We start from the raw sequence: 10,792 nt of genomic DNA, 5'->3' as shown, positions 1-10,792 counted from the left end.
GGGGACATCTACGTGGGCCAGACGCTCGGGCCCAACAGCGGCGACGTGATGCCGTAGGGAGTCACCATGTGCGGAGCATGCCCCGGTGCCACCACGGTGTCACCCACCACGGCCACCCTCAACCGGCTCGGACTCAAGCGCCAGGCGCTGGAGGAGCTGCGCCGCGGGCTGGCTCCCGGCTGTTCGCTCATGCTGATGGGTGACGGCTGGGCCCTTCGACGCCGGACCGGCCGCCAGGACGTGTTCGCGGATGTGGAGCACCTGCTCGAGTCGCTGGAGGCCTCGGGCGCGGACTGGACGAAGCAGGAATCGCCGACGGCCGTCGTCGAGCTTCTGCTCACCTGATCCGGCTGACACCTCCCCTCCAAGTCGGCACGGGCCGGCTGGTGGGCGATGAACCTCGTCCACCGGCCGGCCTGTGGTCTATCGGCTGGCATGAGCCGGTTCGGACACCCGCAGTTCCCAGTCCTGGAGGGTCGCCAGTTCCCCGAAGGCGCTCGGAGCCAGGGGTTCGAGTAGCTGGTGGCCCTGCTGCACCCGCTGCGGCCAATCGTGCTGGGCGAGGGCAGCCTTGCCGATGGCGACCAGGTCCGCACCGCCCTCACCGAGGCTCTGTGCCGCCTCGGCACCGGTGTCCAAATGGCCGTTGGCGATGAGGGTCAGCCCCGGAGCGAACTCGCGGGCCAACTGGGACAGCGAGCGCGCATCCTCGTCCGGGAACGCGGGCGCGTTGGCCTTCCACTCGGTGGTGTGGAGGTAGTCCACGGAGGCACCGGCGAGGGCGCCGAAGATCGTCTCGGCCTCCGCCACTCCCCCGGACCACCGGTGGGTGGCGTCGCTGACCTTGCCCTGCGAGATGCGGATCCCCACCACGAAGTCGTTCCCGACGGCGGCGCGGACGGCCTCGATGATCTCCCGTGCCAGCCGGGTCCGGGCGAGTGGCGATCCGCCGTAGCCGTCCGTCCGTTCGTTGAGGTAGTCCGTCAGAAACGCGTCCACGAGGTAGCCGTTGGCGCCGTGGATCTCCACCCCGTCGAAGCCGGCTTCCCTGGCCCGCACGGCAGCCGCCGCGAAGGACGCGGTCACCTCGCAGATCTCCTCCGCGCTCAGGGCCCCCGGCACCTCGTACGGGCCGCTGCCCCGGTACATGCCGGCTTGCTCCCCGCGGGCACGGACCGCCGAGGCGGAACGCAGTCCCGAGGCATGGGGATTGCCCTGGCCTTGCGGGCCGGCATGCATCAGTTGCGCGATGATCGAGCCGCCGTGCTGGTGGACGGCCGCAGTGACGGGGAGCCAGGAGTCCACGTGGGCGGAGGTTGCCAGGCCGGGCTGGTTCAGATACCCCTGGCTGTAGGCGGTGTCCGGGTAGATCCCCTCCGTCACGAGCAGACCGAAGCCGCCCTCGGCGAAGGATTGGTAGTAGTCCCGCATCTTCTCCGTCGCCCGGCCGTCCCCGTGCGCGCTGATCCGCGTCATCGGGGCCAGGACGGCACGGTTGGGCAGATCAAGACCCCGTAGTCCATAGGGCTCGGTCAGCATGGATCCGCTGACAGGCGTCTCACTCATGGCAGTCCTCTCGTTTCGACCGGATCCACGCGATTCGTATAGTGGATCGACTGATCCAGTTTTACTGCGGCGACTCGCCGTGTCAAACTGTCATGGTTGATGAAGCAGGCGGGAGCTGATGCGAGTGGTGGGGCGTCCAAGGCTCTTTGAGGAACAGGCGGCACTGGAAGAGGCGATGCAGCTCTTCTGGCGCCAGGGGTACGAGGGCACCTCGATGAGCCAGCTCCGGGAGGCCATGGGCCTGTCCTCAGCGAGCCTCTATCACGCCTTCGGTTCCAAGGAACGGCTGTTCGGACGCGTCATCGAGCACTATGTCTCCCGGCCCGGGAGCGTGGTCAGCACCATCTCCGCCAGCCATGCCGTCCCCGCCGGCGAAGCTCTCACACAGCTTCTGCACCGTTCGATCGACGAGCAGTTCGACGACTCCCACCCCCGAGGATGCCTGGTGGCCCTCGCCGCCACCGTCGGCCCCCAGGACCGCGGGACCGAGCCCGGCCGCATCGTGGCGGACCAACGCGCACGCGACTACGACGCCATCGCAGCGCTCACGAAGCGCGCCTTCGATGAGGGCGTTCCGGCCGCGGCTGTCACGAGCGACGCCCTGGCCCGTCTGATCCACGGATTCATCCTCGCGCTGGCCACGCAGACCCATGATGAGTCGCCCGCCGAAGATCTGCACGCCGCGGCCGACGCCCTGTCCACGCTCTGGCGCTAGCCCCAGGCCAGCCCCCAGACGACGTCAGCAGCTCAGCGCTCTCGGATCACGCTCACGTCGTCCACGACTCGTTCGTTCGGCGTGGCCGGGTGTTCAGATGTCGTCTTCGTAGGCGGGTCCGCCCTCGCCCTCCCAGGTCTCCAGCCGCTTGGCCTTCACGCTGTTGAAGTTCTGGCGGACGCCGTAGCCGGCCTGCTCATCCTCACCGATGGGCAGCCATGGCTCCATCATGTCCCGTCAGCTGCGGGTTTGCACGCCCCCGTTCAGGCCGACGGCAGCCCGTAGTGGTCGGCGATCAGCTCCACGGTGCGGGCCTGCACCCCGCGGGAGTGTCCCCCGACGACCAGCATGATTTCGTCAGCACCCGTGCCCTGTTGGAGTCGCTCCAACCCCGCAGCCACCGTGGCGGACGTGCCGTGCATTGTTTTGTCCGTCCACTCATCCAGGATGGCCCGCTCTTGGTGCGTGGCCGGATAGGCCTCCACCTCTTCCGGCGGCAGCAGGTGGTAGGACTCCCGCTTGAACATCTTGAGCATGGCCATGGCCCCGGAGGAGGACTGCCGGCGCGCTTCGACCGGATCGTCGTCAGCCACCGCTCCCACACTGACCAGGGTGTACGGCTCGTCCAGAACCTCGGAGGGGCGGAAGTTCTGGCGGTACAGGTCCATCGCGTACTCGGCCTCATTGCTGCCGAACTGCAGCGCGAAAGCATAGGGGCGCCCCAGCCGCCCGGCCAGCTGGGCCGAGTAGGGCGAGGATCCCAGTATCCAGACATCCGGGATGGAGGGCCGAGACACGCGGTTCAGGTCTGCGGACCAGGGGCCCGGCACGGCGTGGATGTGGCGGTACGGGTGCTCGGCCGGGAAGTCGTCCTGCAGGAAGCCGACTAGTTCGAGGATCTGCTGGGGGAACTCGTCATTGGCACCCTGATGCCGGCGCAGCGCCGCCGCGGTCATGCCGTCGGTGCCGGGGGCTCGCCCCAATCCCAGATCGATCCGGCCGGGGGCGAGGGTCTCGAGCATGCCGAACTGCTCGGCGATCACCAAGGGTGCATGATTGGGCAGCATGACGCCACCAGCACCCAGGCGGATCCGCGCCGTCTCGCCGGTCAGTCGGGAGATCATCAGTTGCGGGGATGAGGCCGTGGCGGACGGCATGGCGTGGTGCTCGGACATCCAGAAGCGATGCAGCCCTCGACGATCAGCCAACTGCGCCAGGTCGATGATGCCCTGGAACGCCTGCTGGGCCGTCTCGCCGACGCCCGTGTGGGCGTTGTCCAGGACGGACAGCAAGAACGGGGCGGTGCCGGATGGTTGAGTCCGAGTCATGGGACCCTCGTCTTTCTCACGGATAACTGTGCCTGTTGGCGTGACGTTCACCGTACCCGCTGTTCACGGATGCAGGCAACTTGTGCCGTGAGTCCAGTCAGGACCGTGAGGTTCGCGCGGACGTCGTCAGGCCGGCGTCGGCGCCCCCGACCGCCGGGCATACGCCCGGGCGGCACGCACGCGGTCCCCGCACCGGGTGGAGCACCAGCGCCGTCGCGCGTGGGTGCGCACGAAGAACCGATTGCAGGGCGCGGCCTCGCACGCGGCGAGACGATCAGCCTCTGGACCGGTGACCAGCTCGGCCACATCGACGGCCAGGGAGGCCAGGGCATGCTCGACGATCTGGGTCGTCGGATGAGGTGCCACCCGCTGCCAGCCAGCCTGGGGATCCCAGCCGAGCAGGGCCGCCGTCGGCGTGCGCACCAGGGCGTCATTGACCGCACGCAAGGCCACCGCCGGCGGCTCCGTGCCGTCCCCGACCGCCCCGAACAGACTCCTGACGTGGTGGCGCAGGTCCATCAGCAGGGCGGAGCAGTACTGCTGCAGCTCCACGCCCGCCGGCGCCAGGTCATGCTCCACCAGCCAGCGCGTCGCCTCGGCCGGCGTCGCGAGCGAGTCCACCGGCTCAGCACCGGGGACGACGACGACACTGTTGGCCAACTCCACGGACGGGTGGGTCTGGCCTCCGGGGGCGGGAGGCAACGGCGGGAGGGCTGGGGTGCGAGTCGATTGCTCCATGTACTCATGGTATCTCCCGCCCTCAACCGTGAGGAACTCTGGTTCACTGTAGCGCCCGTGCAGCGTCGCGATTCCGTCTGACTCCCCCGCTCCCGCAGCCACCGCTCCTGGCCATCGCCCAACCCGTGCGCTCCGGCGTCTCGGTCACTACCGTGGCCGCATGGGACCTACTCCTCTGAAATCCATGGGGCTCGGCTTCGCCGCCGGACTCGGGGTGGCCGTGAGTGCCGCCGTCGGCCGCAAGGTGGCCACCGCCGCCAAGGTCGGTCAGGGCCACCCCCTGAAACATCGCGCGCTGGACCTGGCCTCCGGCCTCCTCCAGCCGAAGTACCCGCTGGAGGCGATGAGCACCTACCTCAACGGCCTGCACATGTATGCCGATGAGATGGGCCGTCAGGTGGAGGCCTCACACTTCTGCATCCACTTGCGCCATGACCTCCATCAGTGCGTGATCTTCGACCGGAACGCTCCCGATGCCCGCCTGATCGGCATCGAGTACATCACCACCGAGGAACGCTTTCTCAGCCTGCCGGAGGAGGAGAAGCGGCTCTGGCACAGCCACCACTACGAGGTGAAGTCCGGCGTCCTCGTGGCCCCCGGTGTCCCGGAACTGGCCGAGCACGCGTACTTCACCGACCTGGTGACCACGTACGGCAAGACGTTCCACACCTGGCAGTACGACCGTGACGACTTCCCGTACGGCATTCCGCAGCTGATGATGGGGCTCACGGAGGACGGGCAGGCCGATGAGGAGCTCGTCCGAAGCCGGGACCGTCGGCTCGGCCTCTCCACGCCGCACCGGCGCGCGGGCCGCGCGGATATCCCGACGCCGGAGGTCGCCCCCGGCGCCAACGCTTGGGAAAGCGGCCGGACCGTGCAGACCCGCCTGGAGGAGATGGACCTCAAGCGATAGCGGAACCTTGGTCGCAACGGTGGAATAGTCATGGAGACGCAACTTTCCATGAACGGCGGACACATGGACCTCACCATCCACCATCTCAGGTGCTTCCTGGCCGTGGCCCAGGAGCTGCATTTCGGCCGGGCCGCCGCGCGACTCCACCTCAGCCCGTCCTCTCTGAGCGAGCAGGTCACTTCCCTGGAGCGGCGATTGTCGCATCGGCTGTTCCTCCGCTCCTCCCGCAGTGTTGAGCTGACACAGCAGGGTCGTGCTCTGGTGCCACTGGCCCAGTCGGCGGTGTCGGCCATGGAGGACGTTCTCACGTGGGGTGCGGAACTGGCAGGCGAGGAACGCCTGCGGGTGGGGCTGATGGTTTCCAGCCCCGGATTCAGGACCATCATGGCGGCCGCGGCCCAACGGATGCCCGGGGTGCAGTGGGAGATCCGGCAGCTCGGGTTTACGGGTTGCTACGAGGCCCTGGCCGAGGGCGAGGTCGACTGTGCCTTCGTGGCCGAACTCGGGGAGGACCCGATGCCGGAGCTCGAGTCTCTTCCATTATGGGAGGAGTCCTGCGTGCTCGTCGTGTCCGAACAGCATCGCCTCGCTGACCACGATTCGGTACTTCTGGACCAGTTGGCCGGAGAACGCTTTGTGGCGGTCCGGGACGAGACGGTCTCCCGTCGGTGGTTCGCGGCCCTGGAGGCCACCGCCGGCACCACCCCGCATCTGATGCCGATAGCGCGCAACTTCGAAGAGGTCCTCGAGTTCTGTGGGGCCGGGCTGGGGGTGAACGTCGCCGGGCAGTCGGCGGCCTCCAGCTATGCCCGCCCCGGTCTGCGGTTCATTCCCATCGTGGATGCGCCGGCGGCCACCACCCACCTGTACCTGCGCCCGGGCGGGCGCCCGGCCCCGTTGGGGCGTTTTGCCCGGCTCGCCGCCGAGCTGGCCCATCTCTGAATCTGGTCATCATTCGGACTGACCGAACGGTTCTGCGGAACATCCAGCTGGCCATGCCATGGCCCAGCTCACATCATGGATGGCATGCCCTCTCCCTTTCCCTCTTCCGCCGAAGCCGTCCGGGTTGACGCCGATATCGTGTTCGCCGAGCGGGACACCGGCGAGCTGGTCCTGGACCTGTACCGTCCCTCCGGCACCGGCTCCCCCGTGCCCGTGGTGCTCTGGTTGCACGGCGGCGGCTGGTTCACGGGCGACCGGACCCTGGCCCCGGACCTGTCCCGCCATGTCCTCACCACCGGCTGTGCCGTGGCAAGCATCGAGTATCGACTGTCCGGGCAGGCGGTGTTCCCCGCCCAGGTGCACGACGTCCGCGCGGCGATCCGCTTCCTCCGCGCCGGTGCTCGGCAGTACGGTCTCGACCCGCGGGCGGTGGGTGTGTGGGGCGCCTCCGCCGGGGGGCATCTGGCCGTCTTGGCCGGGCTCACGGGTCAGGTGGCGCAGCTGCCCGGTGAGGATTCGGCCGGCGACGCCTCCGTGCAGGCGGTCGCGGAATCCTATGCCCCCGTCGATCTGGCAGCAGTGGTGGCCGAGGCCGGGCCCTCCCTGCCCGGCAGCGACGCGGCGACCTCGCCCGAAGCCCGGCTGCTCGGTGGACATCCCGCCGAGCTCCCCGAACTCGCCCGTGCGGCCAACCCGCTGACCTGGGTGAGCGACTCCGCGCCGCCGTTCCAGATCTCGCACGGGACGGGCGACGTCCTGGTCCATCACCGGCAGAGCGAACGACTGCACGAGGCACTGACCGCCGCGGGCGTGCACAGCGAGCTCTACCTGCTCGAGGGCTACCGGCACGGCTTCCTCAATCCGCCCGGACGTCTCGATGTCGAACTCGCCCGGGTGATGGATGACGGACGCCTCCAAACCGAGGGAGCGGCCCGCGCCGTGCGGCGCACCTCGCAGAGCACGACGCCGGCCGAGGAGACGACCTTCGGCTTCGCCGACATCGAGTCCTTCTTTCGCCGCCACCTCAGCCATGACGCCGCCGCCGAGACCGCTCACACCACCCACACCACCACAGGAGAGTCCCTATGACCGCCATCGACCTCGAAACCATCCACGGCATGGCCCCTGTCATCAACGCCCTGCCCGGCGAACCGGTGCCCTACTACCTGGCCTCGGGTGAGGGACTGCGCTACGAGGCCGACGGGCAACTCTGGACGGTCATCGCCCGCGGCCAGGACACCGGCGGACTTTTCGACGCTGCCTACGTCACGGGTCCGCGCGGGGCCGAGACGCCATTCCACAGCCTGGCCGCCCACCAGCGCTCCTACTTCGTCATCGAGGGCAGCGCGCAGTTCTGGCTGCCCGGACAGTCCCGGGTGTTGGTGCCCGGCGACTCGATCCACGTACCGGAGGGCACGCCGGTCGCCTACCGGATGCTCAGCCACATGACCAGGTTCCTGTTCTTCTCGGCCACCTCCGGCGCCCTGGATGCTCTCACGGAGTCCCAGCCCGCCGTCGAGCGGCACGTCTACACTCCTGGCGGCGCTGGCTCCTCCGAGCCGTTCCTGCCGAGCGGAGCCCTGGTCCACGAGATGGCCCGAGTGGGCGCCTCGGACGCCTGGGACGACTCTCTGCCTGCCGGGCAGGAGGGGTATTTCCTGCGCTCCCACACCGGGGACCGCCGTGGCTGGCCGGATACCATCAACGCCTATGCCGCCCGAGGCCGCACCACCGGAGGGCGTTACTTCGCGGTGCAGACCCTCGCCGCACCGCAGCCCTACATCATCCGTCACTTCCACCGCCAGCACACTGAGAACTTCCTGTGCCTGTCCGGGCGGATCTGGCTGTGGGTCAATGGCCGGGAGTTGCTGCTCACCGCGGGCGACTTCCTGCACGCCCCGGCCGGGACCGTGCACAGCTTCGCTATCGCCGCCCACAACACGCGGATGCTGGGTCTGTTGACCTCTGACGTCTTCGAGCCGTTCTTCGATGTCACCGGAGTGGCCACCGATGATCCCGTGTACACCGAGGGACTGATCGACCCGTCTGTGGTCATGGGCGGCATCAGCGGCCACCCAGAGCTCGACCTGGTCGTCGTGGGCGGCCCCCCGGAGCGTGTCCGCGCCACGGGCATCTGAAGCATCTGCGGGGTCTTCTCCGCCAGGCCACATGCTGGTCTGAGGAATGTCCCGGCGGGGCTCAGGCGTCGACGGCCTGGGGCAGGTCGGCAGCGGAGACGACCTCGCCGTCGGCGTCTCGGATCTCGACCCGGACCACGTCCTGCCGCATGACGGCCGCATTCATGCGGCATTCGATTCTCACATCACTGCCGAAGAAGGTGCCTGAGTCGAACTCCGTGCCGTTCTCCGCGAGGAGCACGAGCGAGTAGAGCTCCTCTGCGGGCAGGCCATCGATTTCCATCACTGTCTCCGTGCCCCAGGTATGCGCCACCAGCGATCCCTCGATCCGCACCTCTGGCGGTTCCGCCCGGAAGTCCACCTCCTCGACCGCACCCAGGGTGCCGGGCGGCCCGGAGGGTGGGGCCGTCACGATCCCGTTGACCGCGGCCGCGATCGCCGCTCCGGCCACCACGCAGGCGGCACCGCCGAGCATCAGCTGGAGCCGGCGGCGGGTCCGGGGTGCGGTGGCGCGGGGCCGGGACCTCGAGACCGAACGCGGGCGGCGGTTCGCTGTGGGGTGCGCAGTGACGTCCATCGCCGGGTGGGATGCGGCCTCCACCGGCTGTTCGCCGCCACCTGCAGCCAGGCCGGCCACACGGTCCCGTAGGGAGGGTAACGGCTCGCCTTCCAGCCAATCGGGCACTCCGCGGGTGAGTGAGTCCGTCAGGGCACTCATCTCTGCCAGTTCATGACGGACGGCCGGATCTGCTTCCGCCATCCGCTCGAACTCGAGACGCTCTGCCGAGGAGAGGTCGTCGGCGAGCGCGGCGGCCATGAGTTCAGCGCGCCGGTCGTCAGAGGTAGTCGCCATGTCAGTCGATCCTCCCATCGAGGTAGCTTCGAAGTGCCCGGAGACCGTAGAAGGCTCGGGTCCTCAAGGTGGGAACCGGCACGCCGACGGTGGCAGACAGTTCAGCGTAGGTCATCCCGATGAGATGGATGGCCACCACCACTTGCCGCTGCTCTCGGCTCAAAGTGGCCAGGGCCTCCATCAGCCCCAGCCGGTCCGCGGGGTCCGGGTCCCGCACGGCTCGGTCCGTGACATCCTCCGTCTCCGCGACCTGTGGCCCCCGCCGGTGGACCCGCTGGGCGTCGGCGATCACGTTCCGCGCGATCGAGAACAACCAGGTGCGGGTACTGGCCCGGTTGGCGTCGTAGCGGTGGCGGAAGCGCCATGCGCGCACGAAGGTCTCCTGCACGCAATCCTCGGCGGCACCACGGTCCCGGAGGGCGTTCAGGGCGAACCCGAACAGCTGCCCACCGTGGTGGTCATAGGCCTCGGTGACGTCGAACGCGGTGTCGCGCGGCGGCGATGGCGGAGCGGCCTCCCCGAGGGATACGCCGCGATCGAACTGATCGGCCTGAGCGGCCGGGGCGTCAGAGGCACCGGAAGTCTTGCCCAGAGTGATCACGCTCCCGGTCGGTACGGTGCCTGCGGTCCCGCAGTGGTCCTCATCATATCCACGCGCAGTGCTCGTGACTGGCCCTGCCGATGGCGGCGGGCGAGGGATCCCGCTCGCCGGCGGCCCCGATCAAGGAAACGGCCGAAAACAATCTGCGCGGACGATGAACGTCTCGGACCCTTCCGGCGTATACCTCTATGACCCGGCACCCAGTTGGGTCTCCACCCACGAGAGGTCTCGTCATGTCCGCACATCGTCACCACCGCATCTTGACCCTCGGCGGCATCGCCGCCGGCACCCTCGCCCTGCTCGTCACGGCCGCTCCCGCCCACGCGAACACCGAGGTCGACGAACCCGACTCCTTCACCAGCGCCTTCACCAGCATGGCCACCCCGGACCAGGTGGTGGACTCCGAGGGCATGGAGGCCCCGGGCGAGCCGGGCGCCACCGGTGAGTTCACCTTCCGCATCAACTCGGACCTGGAGATCATCTGCTACGACATCACCGTGAACGGGATCACCGGCGACTACGAGAGCCCGGCGGCCACGGCGACCCACGTCCATGAGGCCGCCGCGGGCGAGTCCGGACCTCCCCGCCTGGCCTTCCCGAATCCGGAGCCGGTCGGCGATGGCCCCCGCACCAGCTCGGGCTGCCTGCAGGGCCCCTTCACCACGGGACTCACCGATGACGATGACGTGGACACGGGCGAGGGATTCTCCCTGGCCCAGATCGAGGCCGACCCGGCCGGCTTCAGTGCCGACACGCACACGGAGAACTTCGTGCCCGGGGCAGTCCGGGGCCAGCTGACCGAGGTCCCCGTCGGCGGCCTGGAGACCGGTGGCGGTGGCACCGCCAACAACGATTCATCGGCTCTGCTGCCCGTGATCGGGGTCGGCGCCCTGGCGGCAGCCGGCGGTGCCGGATTCCTCGCCCAGCGCCATCGCCGGCTCTCGCACGTCCGCGGATGACCATCACTCCTGCAAGCCCGGCGCAGCCCGCCCCTCAGC

The 10,792-nt window shown here is 69.0% G+C and carries 13 protein-coding genes; 7 read left to right on the top strand and 6 right to left on the bottom strand.

Annotated features, from left to right (window positions below):
- The first annotated feature begins 66 nt into the window (after positions 1-66).
- Complete coding sequence (locus RUH65_RS13960; protein WP_313818192.1) at positions 67-345, top strand: hypothetical protein; 279 nt, start codon at positions 67-69, stop codon at positions 343-345.
- A 78-nt stretch (positions 346-423) separates the two neighbouring features.
- On the opposite strand, the gene RUH65_RS13955 is transcribed toward RUH65_RS13960, so the two are convergent.
- Positions 424-1,566 (bottom strand): NADH:flavin oxidoreductase, encoded by a 1,143-nt coding sequence (locus RUH65_RS13955; protein ID WP_313818191.1) that lies wholly within the window; start codon positions 1,564-1,566, stop codon positions 424-426.
- A gap of 118 nt (positions 1,567-1,684) precedes the next feature.
- On the opposite strand from RUH65_RS13955, the gene RUH65_RS13950 reads away from it, so the two are divergent.
- Positions 1,685-2,281, top strand: a complete 597-nt coding sequence (locus tag RUH65_RS13950; protein ID WP_313818190.1) for a TetR/AcrR family transcriptional regulator — start codon at positions 1,685-1,687, stop codon at positions 2,279-2,281.
- 93 nt (positions 2,282-2,374) lie between these two features.
- On the opposite strand, the gene RUH65_RS13945 is transcribed toward RUH65_RS13950, so the two are convergent.
- The 3 genes from RUH65_RS13945 to RUH65_RS13935 form a co-directional block, all read right to left on the bottom strand.
- Positions 2,375-2,512 carry a hypothetical protein gene (locus tag RUH65_RS13945; protein WP_313818189.1) on the bottom strand — a complete coding sequence of 46 codons (138 nt, stop codon included), beginning with the start codon at positions 2,510-2,512 and terminating at the stop codon, positions 2,375-2,377.
- 32 nt (positions 2,513-2,544) lie between these two features.
- A complete protein-coding gene (locus tag RUH65_RS13940) occupies positions 2,545-3,609 on the bottom strand; it encodes an LLM class flavin-dependent oxidoreductase (RefSeq protein WP_313818188.1) in 1,065 nt (354 codons plus the stop codon).
- A gap of 126 nt (positions 3,610-3,735) precedes the next feature.
- A complete protein-coding gene (locus RUH65_RS13935) occupies positions 3,736-4,347 on the bottom strand; it encodes a CGNR zinc finger domain-containing protein (RefSeq protein WP_313818187.1) in 612 nt (203 codons plus the stop codon).
- A gap of 160 nt (positions 4,348-4,507) precedes the next feature.
- Here RUH65_RS13935 and RUH65_RS13930 point away from each other — a divergent pair, with 160 nt between their 5' ends.
- The 4 genes from RUH65_RS13930 to RUH65_RS13915 all read left to right on the top strand — a co-directional run bounded on the left by RUH65_RS13930 (position 4,508) and on the right by RUH65_RS13915 (position 8,340).
- On the top strand, positions 4,508-5,260 hold the full coding sequence (locus RUH65_RS13930; RefSeq protein ID WP_313818186.1) for an OBAP family protein: 753 nt from the start codon (positions 4,508-4,510) through the stop codon (positions 5,258-5,260).
- Between the two features lie 30 nt (positions 5,261-5,290).
- On the top strand, positions 5,291-6,202 hold the full coding sequence (locus tag RUH65_RS13925) for a LysR substrate-binding domain-containing protein (RefSeq protein WP_313818185.1): 912 nt from the start codon (positions 5,291-5,293) through the stop codon (positions 6,200-6,202).
- Positions 6,203-6,286: 84 nt separating this feature from the next.
- Entirely contained in the window at positions 6,287-7,291 is a 1,005-nt protein-coding gene (locus RUH65_RS13920) for an alpha/beta hydrolase (protein ID WP_313818183.1), read from the top strand.
- Entirely contained in the window at positions 7,288-8,340 is a 1,053-nt protein-coding gene (locus tag RUH65_RS13915; RefSeq protein ID WP_313818182.1) for a quercetin 2,3-dioxygenase, read from the top strand. Before RUH65_RS13920 ends, RUH65_RS13915 begins: the two co-directional genes overlap by 4 nt.
- A 61-nt stretch (positions 8,341-8,401) precedes the next feature.
- On the opposite strand, the gene RUH65_RS13910 is transcribed toward RUH65_RS13915, so the two are convergent.
- Positions 8,402-9,193 carry a hypothetical protein gene (locus RUH65_RS13910; protein ID WP_313818180.1) on the bottom strand — a complete coding sequence of 264 codons (792 nt, stop codon included), beginning with the start codon at positions 9,191-9,193 and terminating at the stop codon, positions 8,402-8,404.
- A 1-nt stretch (position 9,194) separates the two neighbouring features.
- The gene (locus tag RUH65_RS13905) at positions 9,195-9,794 is read right to left on the bottom strand and encodes a sigma-70 family RNA polymerase sigma factor (RefSeq protein WP_313818179.1); all 600 of its coding nucleotides are present in this window, start codon (positions 9,792-9,794) and stop codon (positions 9,195-9,197) included.
- A gap of 233 nt (positions 9,795-10,027) precedes the next feature.
- On the opposite strand from RUH65_RS13905, the gene RUH65_RS13900 reads away from it, so the two are divergent.
- Positions 10,028-10,753, top strand: coding sequence for a CHRD domain-containing protein (locus RUH65_RS13900; protein ID WP_313818178.1), 726 nt, complete (start codon positions 10,028-10,030; stop codon positions 10,751-10,753).
- Positions 10,754-10,792 lie beyond the last annotated feature (39 nt).

Source organism: Citricoccus sp., assembly GCF_032154715.1.
GTDB lineage: Bacteria > Actinomycetota > Actinomycetes > Actinomycetales > Micrococcaceae > Citricoccus.
This window is presented reverse-complemented; position numbering and strand designations above follow the sequence as displayed.

Coding starts and splice junctions, on each gene's coding strand:
- RUH65_RS13910 (WP_313818180.1), bottom strand. CDS start 9,193: ATGGCGACTACCTCTGACGACCGGCGCGCTGAACTCATGGCCGCCGCG.
- RUH65_RS13930 (WP_313818186.1), top strand. CDS start 4,508: ATGGGACCTACTCCTCTGAAATCCATGGGGCTCGGCTTCGCCGCCGGA.
- RUH65_RS13950 (WP_313818190.1), top strand. CDS start 1,685: ATGCGAGTGGTGGGGCGTCCAAGGCTCTTTGAGGAACAGGCGGCACTG.
- RUH65_RS13925 (WP_313818185.1), top strand. CDS start 5,291: ATGGAGACGCAACTTTCCATGAACGGCGGACACATGGACCTCACCATC.
- RUH65_RS13900 (WP_313818178.1), top strand. CDS start 10,028: ATGTCCGCACATCGTCACCACCGCATCTTGACCCTCGGCGGCATCGCC.
- RUH65_RS13955 (WP_313818191.1), bottom strand. CDS start 1,566: ATGAGTGAGACGCCTGTCAGCGGATCCATGCTGACCGAGCCCTATGGA.
- RUH65_RS13940 (WP_313818188.1), bottom strand. CDS start 3,609: ATGACTCGGACTCAACCATCCGGCACCGCCCCGTTCTTGCTGTCCGTC.
- RUH65_RS13935 (WP_313818187.1), bottom strand. CDS start 4,347: ATGGAGCAATCGACTCGCACCCCAGCCCTCCCGCCGTTGCCTCCCGCC.
- RUH65_RS13945 (WP_313818189.1), bottom strand. CDS start 2,512: ATGATGGAGCCATGGCTGCCCATCGGTGAGGATGAGCAGGCCGGCTAC.
- RUH65_RS13920 (WP_313818183.1), top strand. CDS start 6,287: ATGCCCTCTCCCTTTCCCTCTTCCGCCGAAGCCGTCCGGGTTGACGCC.
- RUH65_RS13915 (WP_313818182.1), top strand. CDS start 7,288: ATGACCGCCATCGACCTCGAAACCATCCACGGCATGGCCCCTGTCATC.
- RUH65_RS13960 (WP_313818192.1), top strand. CDS start 67: ATGTGCGGAGCATGCCCCGGTGCCACCACGGTGTCACCCACCACGGCC.